19 protein-coding genes and 1 pseudogene are annotated in these 25,940 nt (G+C 66.9%); 8 read left to right on the top strand and 12 right to left on the bottom strand.

Annotation, left to right across the window (positions count from 1 at the left end; translation table 11 throughout):
- Window positions 1-5 precede the first annotated feature (5 nt).
- From hutH to ABE472_RS06675, 5 genes are all read left to right on the top strand, one after another.
- The gene (gene hutH / locus ABE472_RS06695; protein ID WP_346465927.1) at window positions 6-1,547 is read left to right on the top strand and encodes a histidine ammonia-lyase; all 1,542 of its coding nucleotides are present in this window, start codon (window positions 6-8) and stop codon (window positions 1,545-1,547) included.
- Window positions 1,544-2,377 carry an N-formylglutamate deformylase gene (hutG, locus tag ABE472_RS06690; RefSeq protein WP_313218760.1) on the top strand — a complete coding sequence of 278 codons (834 nt, stop codon included), beginning with the start codon at window positions 1,544-1,546 and terminating at the stop codon, window positions 2,375-2,377. Before hutH ends, hutG begins: the two co-directional genes overlap by 4 nt.
- Window positions 2,374-4,041 (top strand): urocanate hydratase, encoded by a 1,668-nt coding sequence (gene hutU, locus ABE472_RS06685; protein WP_346465926.1) that lies wholly within the window; start codon window positions 2,374-2,376, stop codon window positions 4,039-4,041. Before hutG ends, hutU begins: the two co-directional genes overlap by 4 nt.
- A 116-nt stretch (window positions 4,042-4,157) precedes the next feature.
- Complete coding sequence (locus ABE472_RS06680; protein WP_346465925.1) at window positions 4,158-5,588, top strand: serine hydrolase domain-containing protein; 1,431 nt, start codon at window positions 4,158-4,160, stop codon at window positions 5,586-5,588.
- Between the two features lie 234 nt (window positions 5,589-5,822).
- Entirely contained in the window at window positions 5,823-7,955 is a 2,133-nt protein-coding gene (locus ABE472_RS06675) for a TonB-dependent receptor (RefSeq protein ID WP_346465924.1), read from the top strand.
- A gap of 27 nt (window positions 7,956-7,982) precedes the next feature.
- Here the strand turns inward: ABE472_RS06675 and ABE472_RS06670 are convergent, their stop codons facing one another.
- The 5 genes from ABE472_RS06670 to ABE472_RS06650 all read right to left on the bottom strand — a co-directional run bounded on the left by ABE472_RS06670 (window position 7,983) and on the right by ABE472_RS06650 (window position 11,042).
- Complete coding sequence (locus ABE472_RS06670; RefSeq protein ID WP_346465923.1) at window positions 7,983-8,750, bottom strand: cyclic nucleotide-binding domain-containing protein; 768 nt, start codon at window positions 8,748-8,750, stop codon at window positions 7,983-7,985.
- A 207-nt stretch (window positions 8,751-8,957) separates the two neighbouring features.
- The gene (locus ABE472_RS06665; RefSeq protein WP_313210733.1) at window positions 8,958-9,179 is read right to left on the bottom strand and encodes a hypothetical protein; all 222 of its coding nucleotides are present in this window, start codon (window positions 9,177-9,179) and stop codon (window positions 8,958-8,960) included.
- Window positions 9,180-9,260: 81 nt separating this feature from the next.
- Complete coding sequence (locus tag ABE472_RS06660) at window positions 9,261-9,644, bottom strand: hypothetical protein (protein WP_313218769.1); 384 nt, start codon at window positions 9,642-9,644, stop codon at window positions 9,261-9,263.
- A gap of 2 nt (window positions 9,645-9,646) precedes the next feature.
- Window positions 9,647-10,333 (bottom strand): SGNH/GDSL hydrolase family protein, encoded by a 687-nt coding sequence (locus ABE472_RS06655; protein WP_346465964.1) that lies wholly within the window; start codon window positions 10,331-10,333, stop codon window positions 9,647-9,649.
- Between the two features lie 133 nt (window positions 10,334-10,466).
- A complete protein-coding gene (locus ABE472_RS06650; protein WP_313210729.1) occupies window positions 10,467-11,042 on the bottom strand; it encodes a TetR/AcrR family transcriptional regulator in 576 nt (191 codons plus the stop codon).
- Window positions 11,043-11,124: 82 nt separating this feature from the next.
- Between ABE472_RS06650 and ABE472_RS06645 the strand changes: the two genes are divergently transcribed.
- Window positions 11,125-11,664 (top strand): thioesterase family protein, encoded by a 540-nt coding sequence (locus ABE472_RS06645; RefSeq protein WP_313210727.1) that lies wholly within the window; start codon window positions 11,125-11,127, stop codon window positions 11,662-11,664.
- 32 nt (window positions 11,665-11,696) lie between these two features.
- Here ABE472_RS06645 and ABE472_RS06640 read toward each other — a convergent pair whose 3' ends face one another.
- The 4 genes from ABE472_RS06640 to ABE472_RS06625 form a co-directional block, all read right to left on the bottom strand.
- The gene (locus tag ABE472_RS06640; RefSeq protein ID WP_346465922.1) at window positions 11,697-12,368 is read right to left on the bottom strand and encodes an HAD family hydrolase; all 672 of its coding nucleotides are present in this window, start codon (window positions 12,366-12,368) and stop codon (window positions 11,697-11,699) included.
- Between the two features lie 15 nt (window positions 12,369-12,383).
- A complete protein-coding gene (locus tag ABE472_RS06635) occupies window positions 12,384-12,695 on the bottom strand; it encodes a hypothetical protein (protein WP_346465921.1) in 312 nt (103 codons plus the stop codon).
- 96 nt (window positions 12,696-12,791) lie between these two features.
- On the bottom strand, window positions 12,792-15,089 hold the full coding sequence (locus ABE472_RS06630; RefSeq protein WP_346465920.1) for a patatin-like phospholipase family protein: 2,298 nt from the start codon (window positions 15,087-15,089) through the stop codon (window positions 12,792-12,794).
- A gap of 266 nt (window positions 15,090-15,355) precedes the next feature.
- Window positions 15,356-17,764 (bottom strand): prolyl oligopeptidase family serine peptidase, encoded by a 2,409-nt coding sequence (locus ABE472_RS06625; RefSeq protein WP_346465963.1) that lies wholly within the window; start codon window positions 17,762-17,764, stop codon window positions 15,356-15,358.
- A 273-nt stretch (window positions 17,765-18,037) separates the two neighbouring features.
- On the opposite strand from ABE472_RS06625, the gene ABE472_RS06620 reads away from it, so the two are divergent.
- Together ABE472_RS06620 and ABE472_RS06615 are read left to right on the top strand one after the other, a co-directional pair.
- Window positions 18,038-18,814, top strand: coding sequence for a HipA family kinase (locus ABE472_RS06620; protein WP_346465919.1), 777 nt, complete (start codon window positions 18,038-18,040; stop codon window positions 18,812-18,814).
- Window positions 18,792-19,184 (top strand): DUF3037 domain-containing protein, encoded by a 393-nt coding sequence (locus tag ABE472_RS06615; protein ID WP_313210715.1) that lies wholly within the window; start codon window positions 18,792-18,794, stop codon window positions 19,182-19,184. The genes ABE472_RS06620 and ABE472_RS06615 overlap by 23 nt, the downstream gene beginning before the upstream one ends.
- Before the next feature lie 83 nt (window positions 19,185-19,267).
- On the opposite strand, the gene ABE472_RS06610 is transcribed toward ABE472_RS06615, so the two are convergent.
- The 3 genes and pseudogenes from ABE472_RS06610 to mtnA form a co-directional block, all read right to left on the bottom strand.
- A complete protein-coding gene (locus tag ABE472_RS06610) occupies window positions 19,268-21,760 on the bottom strand; it encodes a membrane-bound PQQ-dependent dehydrogenase, glucose/quinate/shikimate family (protein WP_346465918.1) in 2,493 nt (830 codons plus the stop codon).
- 201 nt (window positions 21,761-21,961) lie between these two features.
- Window positions 21,962-24,661 carry a DNA gyrase subunit A gene (gyrA, locus tag ABE472_RS06605; RefSeq protein ID WP_313210711.1) on the bottom strand — a complete coding sequence of 900 codons (2,700 nt, stop codon included), beginning with the start codon at window positions 24,659-24,661 and terminating at the stop codon, window positions 21,962-21,964.
- Window positions 24,662-24,879: 218 nt separating this feature from the next.
- Window positions 24,880-25,938: pseudogene (gene mtnA, locus ABE472_RS06600) on the bottom strand (S-methyl-5-thioribose-1-phosphate isomerase); the annotation flags it as partial.
- Window positions 25,939-25,940 lie beyond the last annotated feature (2 nt).

The raw sequence follows: 25,940 nt of genomic DNA, 5'->3' as shown, positions 1-25,940 counted from the left end.
ATTTCATGAGCACTACCCTGACCCTGCACCCCGGCGCCGTCACGCTGGCGCAATGGCGCGCGATCCATGACGGCGCGCGGGTGCGGCTGGACCCGGCCTCGGCCGCGGCCGTGCTGCGCAGCGCGCAGACCGTGGCCGACATCGTCGCCAAGGGCGCACCGGTGTACGGCATCAATACCGGCTTCGGCAAGTTGGCCAGCGTGCGCATCGAGCGCGACGACCTGGAAACCCTGCAGCGCAATATCGTGCTTTCGCATGCCGCCGGCGTCGGCGAGCCGATGCCCGCACCGGTGGTGCGCCTGATGATGGCGTTGAAGCTGGCCAGCCTCGCCCAGGGCGCCTCGGGGATCCGCCCGCAGACGCTGGCCCTGCTGGAAGCCTTCCTGCAGCACGACTTCATTCCGGTGATTCCGTGCCAGGGCTCGGTCGGTGCCTCCGGCGATCTGGCCCCGCTCTCGCACCTGGCCAGCGTGATGATCGGCGTGGGCGAAGCCTTCGTGTCGGGCGAGCGCCTGCCGGCGGCCGAGGCGCTGGCCAAGGTCGGCCTGGCCCCGCTGGTACTGGGCGCGAAGGAAGGCCTGGCGCTGCTCAACGGCACCCAGTACTCCACCGCCTATGCACTGGCCGGTCTGTTCGCGATCGATACCGTGTTCCGCGCGGCGCTGGTCACCGGCGCGCTGTCGGTGGAAGCGGCCAAGGGCTCGGACACCCCGTTCGATCCGCGCATCCACAGCATCCGTGGCCAGCGCGGGCAGATCGCCACCGCCGCCGCGCTGCGCACCCTGATGCAGGGCTCGGCGATCCGCGAATCGCACCGCGACAACGACGTGCGCGTGCAGGATCCGTACTGCCTGCGCTGTCAGCCGCAGGTCATGGGCGCCGCGTTCGACGTGATGCGCCAGGCCGCCACCACGCTGGCGATCGAAGCCAACGGCGTGTCCGACAATCCGCTGGTATTCACCGATACCAATGAGGCACTGAGCGGCGGCAATTTCCACGCCGAGCCGGTCGCTTTCGCGGCGGACATGCTGGCGATGGCCGTGTGCGAAATCGGCTCGATCAGCGAGCGCCGCACCGCGATGCTGGTCGACCCGGCCCTGTCCGGGCTGCCGGCCTTCCTCACCCCGAAGCCCGGCTTGAATTCCGGTTTCATGATTCCGCAGGTCACCGCCGCGGCGCTGGTCTCGGAAAACAAGCAGCGCGCCTACCCGGCCAGCGTCGACTCGATCCCGACCTCGGCCAACCAGGAAGATCACGTCTCGATGGCCGCGCACGGTGCACGCCGCCTGATGGCGATGGCCGAGAACGCGGCCAATGTGATCGGCATCGAGCTGCTCGCCGCTGCACAGGGCTGCGATTTCCATGCCCCGCTGCGCTCCAGCGATGCGCTGGAAGCGGTGCGCCAGCGCCTGCGCGCACAGGTGCCGACGCTGGAAGACGACCGTTACTTCCACCCGGACATGGTGGCCGCGACCGACCTGGTGCGCAGTGGCGTGCTGGCTGAAGGGCTGGCCGACATCCTGCCGCCGCTGGAGCCGCTGGCATGACGACCCCACCGGATTGGCTGCAGATCCACCGCGGCGATGTGCCGTTGATCGTCAGCTTCCCGCACACCGGCACCGAGCTGCCCGATGCACTGGCCGCACAGTTCGTGTCGCCGTGGCTGGCCCGTCGCGACGCCGACTGGTGGGTGCATGAGCTGTACGGCTTCGCGCAGCAGATGGGCGCCACCACGGTGCGCACCGCGGTGTCGCGCTCGGTCATCGACGTCAACCGCGACCCCAGCGGCACCTCGCTGTACCCGGGCCAGAACACCACCGGCCTGTGCCCGCTGACCACCTTCGACAACCAGCCGCTGTACCGCGATGGCCACGGCCCGGACGAAGCGGAAATCGCGCGCCGCCGCGATACCTGGTTCGCGCCCTACCACGACGCCCTCGCCGCGGAGATCGCGCGCCTGCGTGCCCTGCACGGCACCGTGGTGGTGTATGACGCGCACTCGATCCGCTCGCACATCCCGCACCTGTTCGATGGCCAGCTGCCGCAGTTCAACCTCGGCACCAACGGCGATACCACCTGCGACAACGCGCTGACCGACGTGGTCGACAACCTGTGCGCGATGAGCGGCATGAGCCATGTGCGCAACGGCCGCTTCAAGGGCGGCTACATCACCCGCCATTACAGCGACATCCCCGGCGGCGTGCATACGCTGCAGATGGAGCTGGCCTGCCGCGGCTACCTGCACGAGCCCGAGGCCGTGGATGAGCACAGCTGGCCCACGCCATTGGATCCCGATCACGCCGCCCCGCTGCGCGCCACGCTGCAGCAGGTGCTCGATGCCTGTCTCGACTTCGCTACGTCCCGGAGTGCTGCATGACCCGTCTCGATTCCACCCGCACCATCCTCGCCCCGACCGGCACCACGCTGACCTGCAAGAGCTGGCTGACCGAAGCCCCGCTGCGCATGCTGATGAACAACCTGCACCCGGACGTGGCCGAGCGCCCGCAGGAGCTGGTGGTCTACGGTGGCATCGGCCGCGCGGCGCGCGACTGGGAGAGCTACGACAAAATCATCGAGACCCTGCAGCGGCTCGAAGATGACCAGACCCTGCTGGTGCAGTCCGGCAAGCCGGTCGGCGTGTTCCGCACCCACGTGGATGCCCCGCGCGTGCTGATCGCCAACTCCAACCTGGTGCCGCGGTGGGCCAACTGGGACCACTTCAACGAGCTCGACAAGAAGGGCCTCGCGATGTACGGCCAGATGACCGCGGGCAGCTGGATCTACATCGGCGCCCAGGGCATCGTGCAGGGCACTTACGAGACCTTCGTGGAAATGGGCCGCCAGCACTACAACGGCAGCCTGGCCGGCAAATGGCTGTTCACCGGTGGCCTGGGCGGCATGGGCGGCGCGCAGCCACTGGCCGCGGTGATGGCCGGGGCTTCCTGCCTCGCGGTGGAATGCCGCAAGAGCAGCATCGAGATGCGCCTGCGCACCGGCTACCTCGACACCTGGACCGATGACCTCGACGAAGCGCTGCGCCTGATCGAGGCATCCTGCACCGCGAAGAAGCCGCTCTCGGTCGGCCTGCTCGGCAATGTCGCCGACGTGCTGGACGAGCTGCTGATCCGCGGCGTCAAGCCGGACCTGCTGACCGACCAGACCTCCGCGCACGACCCGGTCAACGGCTACCTGCCGCAGGGCTGGACGGTGGAAGAATGGGACGACAAGCGCGTCTCCGCACCGAAGGAAGTGGAAGCGGCCGCGCGCGAATCGATGGCCAACCACATCCGCGCCATGCTTGGTTTCCACTCGCTCGGCGTACCGACCGTGGACTACGGCAACAACCTGCGCCAGATGGCGCTGGAAGAAGGTGTGGAAGATGCCTTCGACTTCCCCGGCTTCGTCCCCGCCTACATCCGCCCGCTGTTCTGCCGCGGCATCGGCCCGTTCCGCTGGGCCGCGCTGAGCGGCGATCCGGAGGACATCGCCAAGACCGATGCCAAGGTCAAGGAACTGATCCCGGACAACCCGCACCTGCACCGCTGGCTGGACATGGCCGCCGAGAAGATCAAGTTCCAGGGCCTGCCCGCGCGCATCTGCTGGGTCGGCCTGGGCGATCGTGATCGACTGGGCCTTGCCTTCAACGAGATGGTCGCCAATGGCGAGCTGAAGGCGCCGGTGGTGATCGGCCGTGATCACCTGGACTCGGGCAGCGTCGCCTCGCCCAACCGCGAAACCGAGGCCATGCAGGACGGTTCCGATGCCGTCTCCGACTGGCCGCTGCTCAACGCCCTGCTCAACACCGCCAGCGGTGCCACCTGGGTCTCGCTGCACCATGGCGGCGGCGTCGGTATGGGCTTCTCGCAGCATTCGGGCATGGTCATCGTCTGCGATGGCACCGAAGCGGCGGCCAAGCGCATCGCGCGCGTGCTGTGGAACGACCCGGCCACGGGCGTGATGCGGCATGCCGATGCGGGGTATGACATCGCGGTGGAGTGTGCGAAGGACAAGGGCCTGGATCTGCCTGGGATTCTGGGCTGATGCGGGTAGGCCCCGGCCGACGGTCGGGGCCTTTCACGACCGGGGGTGACTTCCGCCGCATTGACCGGGGTGCCAGCGCTTCCTACTGTGCGGGCTCACCCACGAGGATGCCCGCAATGCGTCGTTTCGCCTTTGTCGCGGTCCTGCTGCTCGCGGTATCGACGCCGTCCGGCACTGTGCGCGCCGCGGAGTTAGACGCCCGGATCTCCCGGCAGCTCCATGCCAACGCGGAGCGCTATGGCATCGCCGGCCAGGCAGTACTGATACGGCACAACGGCGCGCTTCTCGCGCAGGCCGTCGCCGGAGAGGCCGACGTCACCACGCATCGGGCGGTGACCGCCGAAACGGTGTTCAATGCTTACTCCCTGGCCAAACTGCTGGTCAGCGCTCTGGTCATGCAACGGGTGGAGGCCGGCAGGGTCGAGCTGGATGCACCGGCCAGCCGCTATCTTCCCGATCTGCCCGAGCCCTGGCAGGCGATCACCGTGCGGCAGTTCCTCAACCATGCGTCCGGCGTTCCCGAGTACTTCCAGTATCGGGAAGGTGAGGTGATCACCTCGCAGGGCAACCGCTTCCCGACCACGGCGGCGGAGGTGTTCAAGGCACTCGCCGGCGCACCACTGCAGTTCACGCCGGGCACTGCCAATCGGTATGCGCAGACAAACTATCTGGTCCTCACCGCGCTGTTGGAAGCGCAGTACCAGCAGCCCTATGCGCAGATCGTCCAAGACCGCGTGCTTCGTCCGCTGTCGATGACGCACACCTCGCTGGGCCCGGCAACGGATGTGCCGCACGCCATTGCCATCGCCTATATCGGCAAACAGGGCGCCCTGCAGCGCGAAGACGACATCGCCTGGCCATCCTATGCCTACGGGCATGCCGCACTGCATACCACCGTCGGTGATCTGGACCGCTTCCTGATGGCCCTGACCCGCGGTGAGCTGGTGGGGCGTGCCACGCTGCAGCAGCTGTGGCAGCCACAGTTGCTGGACAACGGACGGCGCAGCGGCTTCTCCACGGGTTGGGAATTCGAAGAAAGCGGCGAGTACCGCTTCGTGGGGCATGACGGTGGCACGCGGGTACGTGCACGGATAGCCTTCCTGGACGGCTTGGGCGGGGATACCTACAGCTTTATCTACCTCACCAACGGCAGTGCGACGAATGTGTGGTCGCGCACGCTGGTGGACAGCACCATGGCGGTGGTGGCCCCGATGCAGTTCCCTCGCGAGGCCTTGTCGGAAAGGCTGATCACCTACGCACTGGAGCCGCAGACGGCCGCACGCACAACCGCGTTGAAACAGTGGCTCATCACTACCGGGCGCGGTGATCAGCCGATGCTGGAGCAGGACATCAACCGCGTGGGCTACGCGGTGGCCGAGAACCTGGGCCATGCCACCGCGCTGCCGCTGTTCGCCTTCAACGCGACGCTGTTCCCGCGCTCGGCCAATGCCTGGGACAGCCTGGCAGAAACGTATGCCGCCTTGGGCGACGCGAAGCAGGCCGAACGGCTGTACGCCAAGTCGAAAGCGCTGGCAGCGGCCCGGTAATGCCGGCCGCGGGCCGGCAACCACGCGATCATGGGTCTCACGCGACGGGATCGCGTAGATCCTGGCGAGCCGGCCAGCGGCCGGCACTACGGACATCCCGCCGTCGGCGTTCGTCACCCATACGCCCCACAAGGGTGACGAACGCCCCCACATCCTGTTAACTTGCGCGCCCAACATAAAGTTGACAGGGTGCCACGGCGACGTGGGCGCTGTCCGCACTGATACCGCGCACGAATGACTGCCCTCCCGAATCGCTCCGCCGTCCCTGCCCTGTCCCTGCTCGCCGCTGCCTTGCTGGCCAGCCTTGCCGCCACCAACGTCGCCCATGCCGCGCCCGCCGGTCAGGCGGTCACCCTGGATGCGGTGAACGTCACCGCCGCCGATGCCACCGAGGCGGTGCGCCGTGCGCTGGACCGGGTCCCCGGCGCGGGCAACGTGGTGGATCTGGCGCAGGTCGGCCAGGGCCGCGTCGCCGGCACCGCCGATGTGCTGGCCTACCAGCCCGGCATCAGTGCGCAGAGCGCCGGCAATGAAGGCGTCAAGGTCTCCATCCGCGGTTCGGGCCTCAACCGGGCGCCGGGTGCGCATGCCTCCGGCCTGTCGGTCTCGCTGGATGGTCTGCCGCTGACCGGCCCGGGTGGCACGCCGTACGAGCTGCTGGAGCCGCTGTGGCTGAGCCGCGTGGAGGTCCTGCGCGGTGCCAACGGGTTCGAGCGCGGCGCGTTGGCCTTGGGCGGTGCGATCAACTACATCACCCGCAGCGGCCGCGATACGCCGGGGCTGGAGCTGCACTACGAAGCCGGCGCACGCGGGTACCAGAAGCGCGGGATCAGCCTGGGTGGCGTGCAGGACGCGGTCGATTACTTCATCGCCTACACCGACACCGAGTACGACGGCTATCAGCAGCACGCCGCCGGCAAGGGCAAGGGTGCGGTGGCCAACGTCGGCTGGCAGCTCACGCCGGATCTGGAGACGCGCTTCTTCCTGCGCTACCGCGAGACCGATCACGAAACCCCGGGGCGCCTGACCCGCGCGCAGATCCGCAACGATCCCCGCGCTGCCAATCCGGCCAACTTGGCGATCGACGCGCGCCGCCCGCAGCCGGGCAGCACCTGGATCGGCAACACCACCACCTACACCATCGATGAAGATGCGTCGCTGCAGGCCGGCCTCGTGTATCACAAGTACCCGATGGACTTGAACGAGAGCCTGTACCGCCAGCAGCTGGACTACGCCAACCTCAACGGCACGCTCGACTACCGCCGCCGGCACGCGCTGTTCGGGCATGACAGCGTGACCACGATCGGACTGCGCGTGACCCTCGATCTGGATGCCAACGTGCGCGAGACCCTGCGCTTCGCCAGCAACGGGTACGCGGCCGGCACGCACACCCGCGACTTTGAGCATTACGGCACCGACAGCGTGCTGCACGTCGGCAATGATCTGGCGCTGAGCGACACGCTGCGCCTGCAGACCGGCATGGCATTGATCCACACCCGCCGCGATGTGCAAGTCACTTGGCCGGCGACGCCGGAGAAACTGTCCGAGCGCCAGTGGGATTACGCGCCGCGGCTGGGCTTCACCTGGCAGCAGACCCCGCAGACGCAATGGTTCGGCAACCTGAGCCGCTCGCTGGAACCGGCGCATCCGTGGTCGATGATCTGGGGATCGAACCAGTACTTCGCCGCCGGCAACGGTGCCTCCACCGGCCGCCAGCGCGCGCCGGTGGAACTGGACAACCAGACCGCGACCACGCTGGAACTCGGCGCGCGCGGCGACAGCGCGCTCGGCCGCTGGGAGCTGACCGGCTATTACGTGCGCCTCAACCACGAACTGCTCACCGTGGAAGTGCAACCGGTGCCGAACCTGTTCATCGCCGAATCCAACGCCAGCCCGACCGTGCACCGTGGCATCGAAGCCGGCCTGGACAGTGCGCTGTGGCAGGGCGTCGGCGGGCGGCTGTCATTGCGCCAGGCCTACACCTTCAGCGACTTCCGCTACCGCGATGATGCACGCTTCGGTAGCAACCGCCTGCCCGGCCTGCCGCGCCACTACTATCAGGCCGAGCTGCGCTACGATCACCCGGCCGGCTTCTACGCCGGGCTGAACACCGAGTACGCGTCGAAAATGTTCGTCGACTATGCCAACAGCATGGCCGCCGACAGCCACGTGATCTTCGGCACCCGCATCGGCTACGACGCCCCCGGTGGCCGCTGGCAGGCCTGGGCGGAACTGCGCAACCTGAGCGACCGCCACTATGCCGCCACGGTGACCCCGGGCTACGACGATGCGGGCAAGGATGTCGCGCGTTCCACGCCGGGTGATGGGCGCGGTGTGTATGCCGGGGTGCGCTGGCGCTTTGACTGAGCGCCTAGGGCCGTGCGGCATGCCGCGCTAGGCCGCCTGGTTGCGGACCTGCACGCCGACTGCAGCGCTCCGCCGCATGGGGTCGGCGGCCGCCATTGCCTGCAGACGGTCGCGGCCGCGGACTTCCACATCGCGCCCCTCTACAGTCACCAGCCCTTCGGCCTGGAAGCGACGCAGCAAGCGGCTGAGCGTCTCCGGTGCCAAGCGCAGGTAGCTGGCGATATCCATCCGCGACATGGTGAGCTGCCAGCGGTTCGCGGCGTAACCCCGCGCCGCCATGCGGTCGGCCATGTCGATCAGGAACGCGGCCAGCCGCTCGTCGGCCATGCTGTTGCAGGCCAGCTGCGTGGCGCGCGCGATATCCCGGCTCATCAACCGAAACAGTTTGGCCTGCAGCGATGGCATGCGTGTGGCCAGTTCGGCAATCTCATGGAACGGCAATCGGCACAGGGTCACGGTGTCGAGTGCGATCGCATTGCAGGGATAGCGTTGCTCGTCGATGGCGCTGAGACCGATGAAATCCCCCGGCATATGGAAGCCGAGCGTCTGCTCGCGCCCGTCGCGATCGACGGCGTACGTCTTGACCATGCCGAGGCGGATGACCGTGATGTACTGGAACGGATCGCCCTGCCGGAACAGCAGACCGCCGGCATGCACCGGCGCGGTGTGTTCGACGAGCCGCTCCAGCTCCTGCAGGTGTGCAGCGGCGAGCACACCCGGGAAGCACTCCGGGGCCACTGGACAGGAACAACACGCCCAGCAACGCGCCGACGGCGTGCCAGCGATGATGCGCATGATCGTGGGTCTCCTGCGATGCTGCGATGGCCGATTCATACTGTTTTGAGTGGCCCGGTTGCGCAATATCCAGGGGCCAGTATTTCTACTGGTTTGTTCTGTTTGCCCATGACCGTACCGCGCATCCGGACTGAAGCATTCAGTCTGCGCCCGATAGGACGCTGTCACGCGCCGCACGCCCCATATCGCCGCTGCGCCCGCAGCCGCCTAGGTGCCAGTAATGGCCCAGGTGATGAAACCGGTGGCGACCGCGCTGACCGCCAGGCCGATCAGGAACAGCCAATCCGCCAGGCCTTCCAGGAACTGGTTGCGCTTGCGCCGGCGGGTGCGCAGCGCCCAATACGCGCTCAGGCAGGCGCCGAGGTAGATCAGCGAATTGATGCTGAGCAGATCATCGCCGAGGGTGTCGACCTGGCGCAGCCCGGCCACATGACCTGGATCAAGCCGACGCGTATTGCCGGACCAGCCGACCGTATTCAGCGGTCTTGACCGGCCGGCCGCAGGCGGCAGTCAGACCACCGCACCGATCTGGAACATCGGCAGATACAGCCCGAACACAGTCACCAGCGCGCCAGCCAGCATCGACAGCACGCCCAGCACGGCCGCCAAGTGGGGGCGATACAGACCGCCTGGACCGCGAAACCACTGCAGCAGCACCAGCATCGGTGCGATCCAGGCCCAGCCATACCCGTGGATCAGCGCGCGCGTGAGCCACGGCAGCGCCACGCCGAAGCTGGTGAACACCTCCTGGAACTGCGGCACCACGAAGAACCCGATGGCGGTCATCACGATCGCGGTCAAGCCACTGCTCAGCACGCCCACCGCCAGCAGGCCGTAGCCGCGCGAAGCAGGCGGGAGCGCGGCTCGTGCCGCCACCGAGTAGGGATTGTTCATCGTCAACGCGCCTGCGCCCGCGCGATCGCCGCTTCGGCCAACGGCACCATCTTCGCGTAACCGGCCGGCGTGGGATGCACGCCATCGGCGGCCAGTTCCGGGTCGAGACCGCCGTCTTTGTTGGTCATGGCCGTGTGGTAATCCAGATAGACCAGACCCTGCTCCTCCGCGTAAGCACGCAACGCCCGATTGAGCGCCGTCACTTTGCCCGCGGGCTGCACGCCGGGTTGCCACGGGTAATCGCTGACGGGCAGCACCGAGGCCAGCACGATGCGGATGTTGTGCGCCTGCGCCAGTTCCACCATCGCGTGCAGGTTGTCTTCGATCATCGTCTGCGTGGTCGGCCCGGTATTGCCGGCGATATCGTTCGTGCCAGCGAGGATCACCACCAGCGCCGGTTTCAGCGCGATGACGTCCTGCTGGAAGCGCAGCAGCATCTGCGCTGTGGTCTGCCCGGAAATACCGCGGTTGACGTACGGCTTGCCCGGGAAGAAACGCTCGCTGCCGGTCGGTCCCCAACCTTCGGTGATCGAGTCACCGTAGAACACCACGCGCTTCGTCCCCGGCGCGACCGGTGCCAATGCGGCGTTCTCGCCGCGGTAGCGCTGCAGCTGCGGCCAGTCCAGCAGGCGCTGCTGCATCTCCGTGATCTGCGCGGGCGTTGCCTGCTCGGCAGGCACCCGATACAGCGGATTGGTCGCAGGTGATTCCTGCGCGTGCGCACTCGGATGCAGGGCGCACGCGGCGAGCGTCGCGGCGAACACGGTGGAACGGATCAAGGCGGTCAAAGCGCGGCACTCCGGTTGCGGCAGGCCGACAGTCTCAGCGATCGGCGACCAGGGAAACAAGCTGCGCTGCGACGCGATCGAATGGGCCGATGTCGCGCGTGGCCCGGCTCATCGCCACCGCACCCTCGATGCTGGCGATGATCATGGTGGCAATGCCGTTGGCCTGCTCGGGCGAGCGGCCACCGCGGGCCAGCGCTTCGGTCAGACGGGCTTCCCAGCGCGCAAATACCTCGGCCGCGGCCCGCCGTGCATCGTCGGGGGCATCGTCGATCGGCTCTTCGACCGCCGCCGCAAGCACCGGGCACCCCACGTGGAAATCCGAACGGATCAAGCGTTCGCGCCACGCTGCCAGGAACAGGTACAGCCCGTCGGGGGCCGCTCCCTGCAGGCAGGTATCGAGCAGCGCATCCACCTTGGTGCCCGCCAAGGTCGTGGCTTCGGCCAGGACCTGCTGCTTGCCGCCGGGGAAGTGGTGGTAGGTGGAGCCGAACGGCGCCTGCGCGCGCCTGGCGACCTCACGGACGCTGGAGGCATTGAGTCCGTAGGTGGCCAGCATTTCCGCGGCCGCCGCCACGACGCGCTGCGGTGCATCGGAATGACGTGCACTCATGAGCCGGACTCCTTGCTAAGACGAGTGTCATAGATTAGCGTATTTCGATTATGACACCTGTTATAGATGAGCGTCCCTGCCCATGAATCTCTGGTTCCGCCTCCTGTTCCTGCTGCTGTCCTCGCCATTCCGCCCGAAGCTGAGCGCGCCGTTCGCGGTGTCGCGCTTGAACTTCCGGGTGCTGCCCAACGACATCGACAGCAACCTGCACATGACCAACGGCCGCTATTGGACGATCTTCGACCTGGGCCGGCTGGATCTGGTGTTCCGGATGGGCCTGGGCCGGGTGGCATGGCGCTCCAAGTGGGCCCCGATCGTCAGCGGAGGCAGCATCCAGTTCCGGCGGGAGCTCAAGCCGTTCCAGCGCTTCGTGCTGGAAACCCGTTTGGCCGGCTGGGTCGGCACGCGCATCATCATGGAGCAGCGGGTGCTGATCGGCGAGGAGGAAAAGGTCGCCACGCGTGCCCTGCTGATCACCGGCATCTACGACCGCCGGCATCGCCGGTTCGTCTCCACCGATCAGATGATGGAGGCCATCGGCGCGCCCATCGTGCCTTCGCCGGAACTGAGCAAGGCCGCGCAGGCGTTGCTCGCGGCGGAAGTGGCGATGAAAGAGGACTGAGGCTCGCGCTGGTCGCGCAGTGACGGGAGCGCTCAGGCGTTGCGCCAGGGAAGGATCTGCGCCTTGGTCATCATCGTCTGTTCGATCAGGCGCAGGCACTTCTCCCCCGGGCTGACCAGATACCACTGCTCGCTGTTGCGCAGTAGCGGCAGGTCCGCGCGATGATCGGTGTAGGCCGTGCGCCACGGTGGCGGATAACCGCGCTCGGTCAGCATGGGAATCTTGTTGGCGCCAAGACAGTGTTTTTCGCTGACCCAACCGCCGACACACGGCCGCAGGGTCGAGGCGACCAGCGGTACGTCCTTCAGACCTTCGCGTTCCAGCAACGCACGCGCCAACGGCTCCCAGCAGCCGGTGGCGATGACAACCTCGTCGCCTTGGGCAAGATGGTGGCGCAGTCGCTCCACGCCCTGGGGCAGGAATACAGGGTCAGGCCCGGCGAACACCTCATCGGCATGTGCCACGGCGAGCCTGGCCAGTGTCTCGTGGCTGCGTCCGAACGTCGCCATCCACACGGCAAAGCGTACCGGGAGGTGTCGCGTGCGCGGCAATGCCCACAGTGGCGCCAGCACCGGCAGCGCGAGCACCACACCGGCAATCCGCCATGGCTGGCGTCGCAGCAGACATTTGAAGAACCGGCTTGCCGTTTCCCAGCGGGTCAGCGTCAAGTCGAAATCGAACACCACCACGTTTCGGTGCGACATCCGTATCAGCTCCTTTCAGAAGATGCCTTGCACCAGCAGTTTGTCGTCATCGGTCGGTGTGAGCACCAACCCGTAAGCCTCGTTTCCACGATGGAAGCCTGCCGAGCAGATCGCGTCCCAGCCCTGCCCGCAATCCACCTCGGGATGCGCGGCGAAGACGGGGTCACCCTCATTGTCCGGCGCACCGGCGATCCAGCCCGCTGTGAGCAGCAATGCCTTGGCCTGCGCGTACGGCATGCCGACGGTAATACCGATCTGCGTCCAGGCTGCGGGCAACGACGGTGCATCAGCGGCATGCACGTGGCCGGCGAACAGCAGCAGCAACAATGACAGGAACATCGGTTTCATCGGCATCACATCATGGGTGCGGCTGCACAGGATAAAGCGCGGGGCGCGCTGCGGGACGTCACTGCGCCTGTCAGCTCAGAACCCATCCAGCGTCCGCAGCAATGAGCCGAAGGTCAAATAGAACGAGTCGTGTCCACCCTGCGCGCGCCCATACCCCAGGAACACCGGCCCAAGGAACGTATCGGCACCGACGAACACGCTGCCCGCGGTCTGCATGCCATCAAGGCTGACATCCTCACGGCGCTGCCAGAATCCGCCCCACTCCACACTGCCGCCGACGTACAGCGGGATGGTGAGCAGAGAGTCGGCGTGCGCGACGCGACGGTAATACACCACCCGGGCCAGCGCGGTCTGCGGCGCGAAGATGGATTCTTCCGGGTACCCGGACAGATTGCCCAACCCGCCCAGGAAGCCATAGGTGGCCAGCAGATCATCGCCGCCGTGTGCCGAGGAGGCGCGCAGGCCCCCCAGCCAGCGGTTGTGACCGTGCGCCCATGCCCCATCCCACTGCACCCGCGTCACCGCCGCCGAATTGTCGGTGCCGAGCGCATCGAGATAGTGCTGGCGCGTCAGTGACACGCGTTGGCCGCGACTGGGGAAGGCCGAGCTGTCGATCGAATCGTGGCGCAGCTGCCAGCCGACGCTGCCCATGTCCGCGCGGTAATTGCCCAGCTCGGTCGGGTTGCCGACGTCCAGGCGCAGGCGCTCACGGCCGCGCTCGCCGAACAGCGCGATTTCCCAGTCCGGATGTGGCGAATATGCCCAGCGCAGTCCACCCAGCCACTGGCTGTAACGGAACTCGGCGAGTGCGCCGCCGCGCATCAGCGCCAGGTCCAGATTGGTGGCGCGGTACTTGGCATAGGTGGACAGTGCATGCCGGCCACTACTGCCGAACGGCCGGTAGTACTCGGCGAACGCCTCTTCCACTTCGCCCAGCCCCAGGCGCAGCTTGAGCTCGGCGCCCTGCTCGCTGAGGCCGGTCCGGGTCAGCTCGGTGATCAGCTGGTAATTGCTGCTGCCGTCGAAGTCGTCGGACAGGCGCAGCGCGAAGTGCAGGAAATCCGGGCCCCAGCGTTTGTCCTGCGGTGCGAGCACCAGGCCCTGCTGCCCGTCGCGCTCCTCCAGCCGCCACTGCACCTGCTGGTAGCGACCTTCGCCGTAGGCCGTGGCCACCTTCTGCTCCACGCGGTCCGGCGCCAGCGGCTGGCCGACCTCCGGCTGCAGCCGCTGCTCGATATAGCGTGCGGTACGTGTCTTATCGCGCAGCACATCGATGAAGGCCACGATCGGCGTTTCATACGCCGGCGGCCGATGCTGGCGCTGGAAGGCGGCGTAGCGAGTATCGTCCACCTGGAATCGACGAACCGCCGCGACCTCAGCCTGCGCCGCCTGCTCACCGACACCGACGGCCTGCGGCGAGCGGTTGAAATCCTGGCTGCCCATGTCGCCCAGCGGCGGCGTGATCAGCAGATCCTGCGGGCCGAGCGTGGCCAACTGCGCCAGTACTTCGCGCTGCATCAGTACGCTGGCCATCTGGTGACTGATCGCCAACGGTGAATCCAGCTGCGCCTCGGTCATCAGCGGCGAGCCGACCCGCGACACGATCAACCGCTGCGCTCCCAGCCGCCGCGCTTCATCGATCGGGACATTGTCGACCACACCACCATCGACCAGCAGATGGTCCTCATAGCGCACCGGCGCGAACACGCCCGGCACCGACATGCTCGCGCGGATGGCCAACGCCAGGTCGCCCTGCGCGAACACCACCTTCTCGCCGCTGACGATATCGGTGGCGATGGCCCGGAACGGAATCGGCAAATGATCGAAGTCGCGCACCTGCCAGGTCGGCAGCAGCAGGCGGCGCAGCAGCATCTCCAGCTTCTGACCCTGGATCAGGCCCTGCGGGAACGCGATCTTGCCGTTGCTCAGGCCGACTTCGACGCCGCCCAGCAGGCGCAGGTCATCTTCCTTGCGGCGCATGCTGCGCTCATCGCGTGGCGGTTTGTCGCGCAGCACCTCGGCCCAGTCGATCCGGTCCAGCACCGCCTCGATCTCATCGGCGGTGTAGCCGGAGGCATACAGACCGCCGACCACCGCGCCCATCGAGGTGCCGACGATGCAGTCGATCGGTACGCGCTCGCGCTCGAGCACCTTGAGCACGCCGATGTGGGCCGCGCCGCGGGCACCGCCGCCGCCGAGCACCAGGCAGGTGCGGGGGCGGTCGGGATCCTGCGTTGCCGAATCAACGGATGCTGGAGCGGTCTGCGCCACCGCCATGAGCGGGGCGCACGCCAGCGCTGCCAGGACGAACAGCCAGCGGCTGCACCCACGCCGCGTGGCAGTACCGGTGGGTTGTAGTGGTGACTGCTGCATTCGATCCCTCATTCCCCGGTCCACGCCCCCTGGTAATCACACGAAGAACAGGGCGTTGGCAGCCCGGATCGTGGTGCGGTGACGGCGCCGACGACACCGCTGCCCGCCGGTCCCCACGACTGGATATCCATGCCTGCGTCCTTGTGGTCTGCCCCGAGTGTAATTCCATCACCCGCCCGGAACGCAGAACGGCCGCCCATCGAGGGCGGCCGTGGGTCTGATGCGAAGCGCAGCTGACTGATGAACGGCGCTACCGATGCCTTACCTCAGTGCTTGGCCGGCGGCGCATTCTTCACGTAGGTATCGAACCAGGTCAGCATTTCCGACACCAGCTGCTCATTGGATTCCAGCGCGGTGTACCAGTGCGGTTCGTGCGGCAGCATCACCAGGCGGGTGGTGCCCCCGTTGCCGCGGATCGCCTGGAACAGCTTGCGCGACTGGAACGGCTCGGTGCCCGGGTTGGCGTCATCCTCGCCGTGGACCAGCAGCAGCGGCAGCTTGATCTTGTCGGCATAGAAGAACGGTGAGGCCTTCAGATACACGTCCTGCGCTTGCCAGACCGAGCGGCGTTCGTTCTGGAAACCGAACGGGGTGAACGTCTTGTTGTACGACCCACTGGTGGCGACACCGGCCTTGAACAGGTCGGTATGCGCGATCAGGTTGGCGGTCATCAGGCCCCCATGGCTGTGCCCGGTGACACCGATCCGGTTACGGTCGACCACACCCAGGTCCACCGCCTTGTCCACCGCGGCCTTGGCATCGGCTTCAAGCTGTTCCAGATACGTGTTGTAGGCGGTTTTCGGGTCGCCGACGATCGGGAACGAGGCATTGTCGATGATCGCGTAGCCGGCCAGCAGCATCAGCCGGTACGGCGCCAGGCGGGTGAACGTCTGCTGCGAACCAGACACCTGTCCTGCCTGCGCGGCGTTGGCGAAGTCAGCCGGGTACGCGTACAAAATCGCCGGGACACGCTGGCCTTCCTTGTAACCCGGCGGGGTGTACAGGGTGAACGACAGGTCCACGCCGTCGGCGCGCTTGTAGGTGACCAGGCGCTTCTTGATCTGGCGCACTTCCGGGGTTGGATCCACCAGGTGGGTCAGTGCGTCCGCTTTGGACACGAACTGCGCTTCGCCCGCCCTGGCGGCCGCGACCCGCTCGCCCAGCAGGCGCACGAACGCATTCGGTGCATCGGTCACCGACTGGTGCCACGTAAGGAGGTGGCCAGGCACGGCGCTGAAGCCGATGAACTGCTCATAGGCATCGGCATCGCTGCGGAACAGGCGCTCGGTTTTCAGGCTGTCGAGGTTGAGGGCATCCAGGAAGGGACGATCCCCCTGCGGCGAAGCGCCCTGCCCGCGCAGGAACACGCTATTGCCTTCCTGGCGCACCACGTAGGCGCCGGTGGGCAGGCGCTGGTACACGAAATTGCCCGGGTCCTCGTACAGCTCATCACTGGAGAGATCCCACAGCAGGCGACCTTCCTGCTTCGGGTTGTCCACGTTGACGATGCGGGTCTGGCGCCAGTGGCGGTTCTCGTCGTTCTCGTCCAGGAAAGCGACGTCAGGCTGCGCGGTCCACGCCAGGCCTTCGAAACGCTGCGTGGTACGGGCGATCTCGGTCGGTTTGGCAGTAAACGGCGCCTTGAGCATCAGCACGCGGTCACGCTGCGGCACGGTGACTTTCCAATCGCCTGTGTCCAAGGCTTCGGCATACACCAGCGTGGCCGGATCGGTCGCGCGCCAATCGAAATCGCGCGGGCCTTCCGGTACGCCGTGAACCGGGACGCGGTCGGCCAGCGGCAGGCTGGCGATCGGCGTGCTGCGGCCGCTGGCGATATCCAGCACCGCCACGTCATTGGCGAAACGCTGGTAGGTCACCGCATGCGAGAACGGCGCCTTGAGCGTCCTGGTGAGTACGTGCACGCCATCCGGCGCGGACCCGACGCTGTCCAACAGCGCCGGGGCACCGACGGTACGCACCGTGTTGGAGGCGGTATCCACCACCGCCAGCTGCGATTGGCCGTAATAGGCGAACAGCGCTTCATCGTAGGCACTGGTCAGCGTATCGCGGGCCTCATAGGTGCTGCTCTCACCGGCAGTCCCCAGCGACTCCTGGATGTCCGGGCCGATCGCACCGTCCGCCGACGGTGCCGGGCCCTGCCTGGCGGGAACCAGCTTGACCAGCAACTGCTGGCTGCCACCGAGCCACTGCACGGTGCTGCCGAAGATCGGATTCAGCGCCACGTTCGGCACCTGGCGGACCTGGCCGGTGGCCGCATCGCCAACCCACAGCTGCACGCTGTCATCGGCCACGTTCTGGAACGCGAAGCGCTGGCCATCGGCCGACCATTGCGCCATGCCGGCGCACCCGTTGGGCAGCGCCACCTTGGTGGAGCGGCCGGTGGCGGTCTCCACCACGGTGAAGTCGCCCACGCACGGTGGTATGCCGTAGCCACCCGGGGTGTCGTGGCGGCTGCGGTTTTTCGGCTCCAGGCGCACACCGGCCAGCTTCAGGTACGGCTGGGCAACGCGGGTGATCGAAGGATAGGTCTGCGTGGTGGTCAGCAGCAGGCGCTGGCCGGTCGGATCGACACTGGGGGTCGGCGGCGGCGGTGCCTTGAGCACCTTGAGCAGGCTCTCCGGTGGTGTGGCGTAGCCACTGGCATGGGCGGGCATCGTGCCCAGCGTGGCGAAGGCTGTCACGGTGAACGCCGTGGACCAGAACGTACGAGCAAGCATGCGTGTCCCCTTGGATATGGTGGGAGCCGGCACGGCAGGGTCGTCGGTCGGCACGTCTCGAATCTAGCACTGCCGTCCTTCCCGAAGATGGGCCAGAAGAAATGCCCGGCGGCTTTTCACCTGATCCGGCAAAGCCTGCCGCAGGCGGCCATCGAGACCGGTATCGCGGTGCGGTACCCTTGTCGTTCAACTGCTTCCAGGTGCCCTGCTGTGCGGACCGTGCACGCCCTCCGATATGTCACCCCGCTGCGCGAAGGCGGCTCCCTGCCCGCCGTGGTCGAGACCGACGACGACGGCATGGTGGTGCTCAAATTCCGCGGCGCCGGCCAAGGGCCCAAGGCCCTGATCGCCGAACTGATCGCAGGTGAAATCGCCCGGACGCTCGGCCTGCCGATTCCGGAGATCCTGTTCGTCGAACTGGACCGCGAGTTCGCGCGGACCGAGCCGGACCCGGAGATCCAGGACCTGATCCGTGCCAGCGAAGGCCTGAACCTGGGCAGTGATTACCTGCCCGGCGCGATCAACTACGACCCGGCAGCGATGCAACCCGACGCCGAGCTGGCCTCGAAGATCGTGTGGTTCGATGCGTTCACCAGCAACGTGGACCGCACCGCCCGCAATCCCAACCTGATGGTGTGGCATCGCAAGCTGTACCTGATCGACCATGGTGCAGCGATGTACTTCCATCACGATTGGGCCAGTGCCGGCGAGGCCTGCAAGAAGCCCTTCGTGCTGATCCGCGATCATGTACTGCTGCCTGTCGCCACGCAGATTACCGAGGTCGATGCCGGTCTCGCGGTGATGCTGCCCGATGCGGAGATCGAGCGCATCGTCGGCCTGGTGCCGGACAGCTGGCTCGTGGACGAACCCGCCTTCGACAGCCCGACCGCCTACCGCCAGGCGTACATCGATTACCTGCAACACCGTCTTCGCGTCCGCGCCGCCTTTGTCCAGGAGGCCGTCCGTGCCCACACTGCACACGTATGACTATGCGGTGATCCGCGTGGTGCCCCGCGTCGAGCGCGAGGAGTTCATCAACGTCGGGGTGATCGTGTCCTGCCCGGGCGCCAAGCACCTGGAAGCGGCGATCGAGCTGGATCTGGAACGGCTGCGCGCCTTCGCGCCGGCCCTGGATATCGAGGGCCTGCAGCCGTGGCTGGATGCCATCGTGGCAATCTGCCGCGGCGACGCGAACGCAGGCCCCATCGCGCAATTGCCCGCGCGCGCACGCTTCCATTTTCTGACCGCCAAGCGCAGCTCGGTGGTGCAGATGTCGAGTACGCATGTGGGCCGCACCGCCGATCCGTCAGGTGTGGTGGCGCATCTGATGCGGAAGATGGTGCGGGTACCGGCGTAGCGCGTCGATCCTGACCAGCCACCGGGCAGAGCCCGGTGCTGTGTCACTGGCATTGCGGGCCGCGCGAACCGCGGCCCTGCCCCTCACCCCTTCGGCAGCGCGTAGGCGATCACGTAATCGCCTGCCGGGGTTTCCATGAAGTGGTGGCCGCCGGCCATGATGACCACGTACTGGCGTCCGCCAAACTCATAGATCATCGGGTTGGCCTGGCCGCCCGCGGGAAGCTTGGCATGCCACAGTTCCTTGCCGGTCTTCAGATCGATCGCGCGCAGCAGATCATCGGTTGCCGCCGCAATGAAGATCAGTCCACTGGCCGTCACTACCGAGCCCCCATTGTTCGGCGTACCGATTTCGATCGGCAGGCCGGAGCGGATGCCGAAGGGCCCATTGCCGCGCGCACTGCCGAACGGGCGGTCCCACAGCGTCTTGCCGGTGCGCAGGTCGACGGCGCGGATGCCGCCGTACGGCGGCTGCTTGCACAGCAGCTTGGTGAACGGCAGGCGCCAGCCGGCGTTGACGTCGATGGCATACGGCGTGCCCACCTGCGGATCGCCCGCGCCTTCGGCCCCGCCCTTGTCGGTGGTCACATCCTCGCGGGGCAGCCAACCCAGTTTGTCCGCCTTCTCGCGCGGCACCAGCCGGTTGTAGTTGGGCATGTCGTTGTAGTTGGCCACGATCACGCCGCGGCGCGGATCCACGGCAACGCTGCCCCAGTCCGAGCCACCGTTGTAGCCGGGATATTCGATGGAATGACGGTCCACGGTCGGCGGGGTATAGAAGCCTTCGTAGCTGGCTTCACGGAACTGGATGCGGCACACCAGCTGATCGATCGGGGTCATGCCCCACATGTCGCGCTCGGTGAGGTCCGGCTTGCGCAGCGTGTGATACAGCGAGAACAGCTGGGTCGGCGAACGCTGTTCCGGCTCGACGCCACCGGTGGGCACCTTGCGCTCTTCGGCCGGGGTCAGCAGCTTGCCGGTGCGGCGGTCGAGGATGTACATATCGCCCTGCTTGGTGGGCAGCAGCAGCGCCGGGACCTTGCCGGCGGCGGTTGGGTAGTCGATCAGGGTCGCCTGCGAGCCCATGTCGTAATCCCAGACATCCTTGCGCACCGCCTGGAAGTGCCAGGCCGGCTTGCCGGTGTTGACGTCGATCGCCACCAGCGAGGTGGCGTACCTGTTTTCGTTTTCGGTGCGCGAACCACTCCAGTAATCGCCGGCCGAGTTGCCCATCGGCAGGTAGACCAGGCCGAGTGCGTCGTCGCCGGTCGCGGTGGTCCACATGTTGGGGGTGCCGCGGGTATAGGTCTCACCCGGCGGCGGTGCGCCGTTGCGCTCCGGGCGGACCATGTCCCAGGCCCAGCGCAACTTGCCGGTGACGGCATCGTAGGCCTGGATCACACCGGACGGCGCGTCGCGGCGCTGGCCATCCAGCACCTGGTGGCCAGTCACGATCACGCCCTGCACGATCGCCGGCGGTGAGGTGATGGAGACATAGCCGGCGGGGCTGTCGCCCATGCCGACGGTGATGTCGACCTGGCCGTTGTTGCCGAAGCCCGTGCACGGCTTGCCGGTCGCGGCATCGACTGCGATCAGTCGACCATCCAGGGTGCCTTCGATGATGCGGGCGGCGCAGGCGCCGCGCGGCACCTGGGTCAGCACCGGCACGCCACTGGGGACGGCAAGATCGGCGGCGACATCGTTCAGCGCGGTGTCCTGCGCGGTAGCCGGCACTTCGTAGTAGGAGACGCCACGGCAGGCCGCGGTGTAGGGAATGGACTTGTCCTTGACCTTGGGGCCATAGCGCCAGCGCTCGGTGCCATCGGCGGCGTTGAGCGCGACCAGCTGGTTGCGCGCGGTGCACAGGTACAGGCTGTCGCCGACTTTCAGCGGCGTCGTTTCCGCGCCCCAGCGCTTCTCCGGCAGATCTCCGGTGCGGAACAACCAGGCCTGTTCAAGCTTGCCGACGTTGTCCGGGGTGATCTGCTGCAGGGGCGAGAAGCGCGTGGCGGCATTGTTGCGGCCATAGGCGGCCCAGTCGCCATCGACCGGCCGGTCGGCCGGCTGCAGGGGCGCATCGGCGGTCGGGGTCAGGCCGGTGCTGGTCATCGGTTCGGGAAACGCGCCCTGCGCGGCCGTGACGCCGTGCGGCACGAAGGCCAGGGTGAAGGCGGCGACGAACACCAGCGCGAGCACGCCGGCGATGCCACGCGAGACCTTGCGCGAAACCGGACGATCCAGCGTGGGCAACAGCAGCGACAGCACGAAGCCGATGGCCACGATCAGGCCCAGGCGCGGCACCCAGCGCCAGTAATTGCTGCCCGACTCCCACCACGTCCACAACAACGTGCCGACGAACACCAGCGCGAACCACAGTGCGCCGCTATAACGGCCCCGCCACAGCTGTACGCCGGAGATCAACAGGCCGACACCGGCCAGCACGTAGTACCAGGAACCACCGAGGCTGGCGAGCCAGGCGCCCCCCGCGGTGAATACAACGCCCAGCAACAGAATGACAATTGCCAGCACAGCCACCAGCCAATGGCGGCGGTGGCGGGTCTGCGTCGTGGTGGACATCGGTTTCTCCTGAAGCGCGAAGATCGCCGACGTTGCTGCCGGCCCCGCGGCTCTTATCCCACCGGGGTCGTGAACGTTGCGCGTTCTTTGCAGCGGTCGCCAACGTCGGCACAGCCGACGATGAAACCCGGCAAGTCCCTGCCCTCCAACGAAAAACGCCGGCGTAAGCCGGCGTTCTCCGTGTGGCTCCCACTGGCAGGCTTACGCCTCCGGCGGTGCCACCACCGGGCTGGCCTCGACGGCTGCCGGTGCCTCTTCTTCCACACCCTCGTCCAGCGAAGCGTCCATGCGTTCAACGGCCTGGAGCTTCTCTTCCTTGGACAGACGGATCAGGGTCACGCCCTGGGTGTTGCGGCCGACGCGCGAGATTTCCGAACCACGGGTCCGCACCAGGGTGCCACCATCGGAAATCAGCAGCACTTCGTCGCGCGGCCCCATCAGCACCGCACGCACCAGCTTGCCGTTGCGCTCGGTGGTCTGGATGCCGATCACGCCTTGGGTGCCACGGCCCTTGCGCGGGTAATCCGGCAGCGGGGTGCGCTTGCCGTAGCCGTTCTCGGTCGCGGTCAGGATGTACAGCGCATTGTCGTCGTCAGCCCCGTTCTCGATCACGGCATCACCGCTGTCGATCACGGTCTCGTCGACCTGGCTCTCATCCTCGTTCTCGTCTTCACTGCCGCCCGCACTCTCGGCCACGATCAGACTGACCACTTCCTCGCCCTTGGGCATCTTGATGCCGCGCACGCCGGTAGCGGTACGGCCCATCGAGCGGACCTTGTCCTCACCGAAGCGCACGGTCTTGCCGTTGGAGGCGAACAGCAGGATGTCGCGCTCACCGTCGGTCAGGCCGACGCCGACCAGTGCGTCCCCCTCATCGAGGTTGATCGCGATCTTGCCGCGTGCCAGACGGAACGCGAACTCGCTGAGTGGGGTCTTCTTGACGGTACCGTTGCGGGTAGCGAAGAACACGAACTGGCCTTCGGCATACTCACGCACCGGTAGCACGGCCTGCACCCGCTCACCGGCTTCCAGCGGAATCCAGTTGATGATCGGGCGGCCACGGGCGTTGGAACCGGCTTCCGGCAGCTGATGCACCGGCAGCCAGAACACCTTGCCTGCGCTGGTGAAGGTCAGCAACGTATCGTGCGTGTTGACCAGCCACAGCTGTTCGATGAAATCCTCTTCCTTGGTCGACGCCGCGCTGCGGCCACGGCCACCGCGGCGCTGGGCCCGATAGGCACTGACCGGCTGGCGCTTGGCATAGCCGGCGTGCGACAGGGTGACCACCACGTCTTCCGGGGCGATCAGGTCGAGGATGTCCAGGTCTTCTTCGCTGTGGCGGATTTCGGTGCGGCGTTCGTCACCGAACTCGGTACGCACGTTGATCAGCTCTTCGCGGATGACCTGCAGCAGACGGTCGGGATCTTCCAGGATTTCGATCAACCCGGCGATCACTTCCAGCAGCTGCTTGTACTCGTCGGTCAGGCGGTCCTGCTCCAGCCCGGTCAGGCGGTGCAGGCGCATTTCCAGGATCTGGGTCGCCTGGATCTCGGTCAGCTGGTAGCCGCCCTCGAGCAGGCCCACACCCTTGGGCAGATCATCCGGACGCGACGCTTCGGCACCGGCGGCGCCCAGCATCGAGCCGACCAGGCCCGGCTCCCACAGACGGGCGAGCATGCGTTCGCGCGCCTCGGTGGGGTTCGGCGAGGTCTTGATCAGTTCGATCATCTCGTCGATGTTGGCCAGCGCGACGGTCAGGCCTTCCAGCACGTGCGCACGGGCACGCGCCTTGCGCAGCTCGAACACGGTGCGGCGGGTGACCACTTCGCGGCGGTGGCGCACGAAGGCCTCGAGCATCTGCTTGAGGTTCATCAACTGCGGGCGGCCATCGACCAGCGCCACCATGTTGATGCCGAACACCGACTCCATCTGGGTCTGCTGGTAGAGGTTGTTCAACACAACTTCCGCCGACTCGCCACGCTTGATCTCGATGAAGATGCGCATGCCGTCCTTGTCGGACTCATCGCGCAGTTCGCTGATGCCTTCGAGCTTCTTTTCCTTGACCAGCTCGGCGATCTTCTCGATCAACCGGGCCTTGTTCACCTGGTACGGGATCTCGGTCACGATGATCGATTCGCGGCCGTTGTCGGCCACTTCGACCTCGGCCTTGGCGCGAATGCGCACACGGCCACGACCGGTCCGGTACCCGGCAACGATGCCGGCGGTGCCGTTGATGATGCCTGCGGTCGGGAAGTCCGGGCCCGGGATGAACTCCATCAGGCCATCGACGTCGATCTCGGGATTGTCGATCAGCGCGATGCAGGCGTTGATCGATTCGGTCAGGTTGTGCGGCGGGATGTTGGTCGCCATGCCCACCGCGATACCGGCCGAACCATTGACCAGCAGGTTCGGGAACCGGGTCGGCATGACCGTCGGTTCCAGTTCCTTCTCGTCGTAGTTGGGCTGGAAATCGACCGTTTCCTTCTCGATGTCCGCCATCAGCTCATGGGTGAGCTTGGACATGCGGGCTTCGGTGTATCGCATCGCGGCGGCGGAGTCGCCGTCGACCGAACCGAAGTTACCCTGGCCATCGACCAGCATGTAACGCAGCGAGAACGGCTGCGCCAGACGCACCAGCGTGTCGTACACCGACTGATCGCCATGCGGGTGGTACTTACCGATGACGTCACCGACGATACGCGCCGACTTGAAGTAAGGCTTGTTGGCGTGCGCGTTGAGTTCACTCATCGCGAACAGCACGCGGCGATGCACCGGCTTGAGGCCATCGCGCGCATCCGGGAGTGCGCGCCCCACGATCACGCTCATCGCGTAATCGAGGTAACTCTTGCGCATCTCGTCTTCCAGGTTGACCTGGATGATTTCCTTGGCGGTTTCTGCCATTCGGGTTCCGTTGTCTGGTAGCGGTCCAGTCCGTCACGACCGCCCTTTCGGGGCGGTTGCGCCGGAATCTCGATTAACCGTTGGATTCTACCACAGCAGGCCATTTCCCGCCCGCTTTTACGGGGGTTTTACCGGCAAGAATCAGGAACTTACGGGAGCGTTGCCGGCCGACGGGCGCCCGGGCCGGAGCCCTGCCGAGCCACGCCCGCCCATTCCCCCCCGAACGCGGCCTGCATGTTCGCCGTGGTCGGGTTCAGGATCACCCCGCGCTCGGTCACGATGGCATCGATCAGGCTGCCCGGGGTGACATCGAACACCGGGTTCCAGGCGGCGATGCCCTCGGCCACGGTGCGGGTGCCGCCCACGCCGTACAGCTCGCCCGGGTCACGCTGCTCGATCTCGATCTGCTCGCCGTCGGCGGTGTCCATATCCACCGTGGAGGACGGCGCCACCACCATGAACTTCACGCCGTGGTGGCGGGCGGCGATGGCCAGCTGGTAGGTGCCGATCTTGTTGGCGGTGTCGCCGTTGGCGCAGATGCGGTCGGCGCCAACGATCACCCACTGCACCGCGCCGGTCTTCATCAGGTGCGAGGCCGCCGAATCGGCGATCAGGGTGGCATCGATGCCATCCTGCTGCAGCTCCCAGACGGTCAGGCGCGCGCCCTGCAGCCACGGCCGGGTTTCCCCGGCGAAGACCTTGGCGATGCGGTGCTGGGCCATGCCGGCGCGGATCACGCCCAGCGCGGTGCCGAACCCGGCGGTGGCCAGCGAGCCGGTGTTGCAATGGGTCAGCACGCCGCTGCCCGCCTCGATCAAGCCAGCGCCCAGCGCGCCCATGTGACGGTTGGCGGCCAGGTCCTCCTCGGCGATCGCCTGGGCCTCGGCGGCCAGCAGCTCACGCCAGTCGGCACCGGCCGGGCCCAGCGCGCGGCGCATCCGGGCCAGCGCCCAGGCCAGATTCACGGCGGTCGGGCGGGAGGCATTGAGGCGCTGGAGGGCCGGTTCCAGCTTCAGCAGCGCCTGGGCGCCATCATCGGCCTGGACCTCGTTGGCCGCCAGCACCACGCCCCAGGCGGCGGCAATGCCGATGGCCGGCGCGCCGCGTACGGTGAGCGCGTGAATGGCCTCGGCCACGGCGTCACTGTCGCGGCATTCCACGTGCTCCACCACGAACGGCAGCTTGCGCTGGTCGAGCAGTTGCAGGGTATCGCCGGTCCACAGGATCGGGCGGATATGGTCGTAACGGGCGTAGTCGATGTCGGTGGATGCGTTCATCG

The organism is Stenotrophomonas sp. TWI809 (assembly GCF_039673205.1).
In the GTDB taxonomy this organism is placed as follows: domain Bacteria; phylum Pseudomonadota; class Gammaproteobacteria; order Xanthomonadales; family Xanthomonadaceae; genus Stenotrophomonas.
Note: the sequence above shows the minus strand (reverse complement) of the source record. Positions and strands in the feature narration are given on the sequence as shown.

What these genes read in the sequence shown, in the direction of transcription:
- hutH (WP_346465927.1), top strand. Translation starts at nt 6, where the DNA reads ATGAGCACTACCCTGACCCTGCACCCCGGCGCCGTCACGCTGGCGCAA.
- hutG (WP_313218760.1), top strand. Translation starts at nt 1,544, where the DNA reads ATGACGACCCCACCGGATTGGCTGCAGATCCACCGCGGCGATGTGCCG.
- hutU (WP_346465926.1), top strand. Translation starts at nt 2,374, where the DNA reads ATGACCCGTCTCGATTCCACCCGCACCATCCTCGCCCCGACCGGCACC.
- ABE472_RS06680 (WP_346465925.1), top strand. Translation starts at nt 4,158, where the DNA reads ATGCGTCGTTTCGCCTTTGTCGCGGTCCTGCTGCTCGCGGTATCGACG.
- ABE472_RS06675 (WP_346465924.1), top strand. Translation starts at nt 5,823, where the DNA reads ATGACTGCCCTCCCGAATCGCTCCGCCGTCCCTGCCCTGTCCCTGCTC.
- ABE472_RS06670 (WP_346465923.1), bottom strand. Translation starts at nt 8,750, where the DNA reads ATGCGCATCATCGCTGGCACGCCGTCGGCGCGTTGCTGGGCGTGTTGT.
- ABE472_RS06660 (WP_313218769.1), bottom strand. Translation starts at nt 9,644, where the DNA reads ATGAACAATCCCTACTCGGTGGCGGCACGAGCCGCGCTCCCGCCTGCT.
- ABE472_RS06650 (WP_313210729.1), bottom strand. Translation starts at nt 11,042, where the DNA reads ATGAGTGCACGTCATTCCGATGCACCGCAGCGCGTCGTGGCGGCGGCC.
- ABE472_RS06645 (WP_313210727.1), top strand. Translation starts at nt 11,125, where the DNA reads ATGAATCTCTGGTTCCGCCTCCTGTTCCTGCTGCTGTCCTCGCCATTC.
- ABE472_RS06640 (WP_346465922.1), bottom strand. Translation starts at nt 12,368, where the DNA reads ATGTCGCACCGAAACGTGGTGGTGTTCGATTTCGACTTGACGCTGACC.
- ABE472_RS06630 (WP_346465920.1), bottom strand. Translation starts at nt 15,089, where the DNA reads ATGCAGCAGTCACCACTACAACCCACCGGTACTGCCACGCGGCGTGGG.
- ABE472_RS06625 (WP_346465963.1), bottom strand. Translation starts at nt 17,764, where the DNA reads ATGCCCGCCCATGCCAGTGGCTACGCCACACCACCGGAGAGCCTGCTC.
- ABE472_RS06610 (WP_346465918.1), bottom strand. Translation starts at nt 21,760, where the DNA reads ATGTCCACCACGACGCAGACCCGCCACCGCCGCCATTGGCTGGTGGCT.
- gyrA (WP_313210711.1), bottom strand. Translation starts at nt 24,661, where the DNA reads ATGGCAGAAACCGCCAAGGAAATCATCCAGGTCAACCTGGAAGACGAG.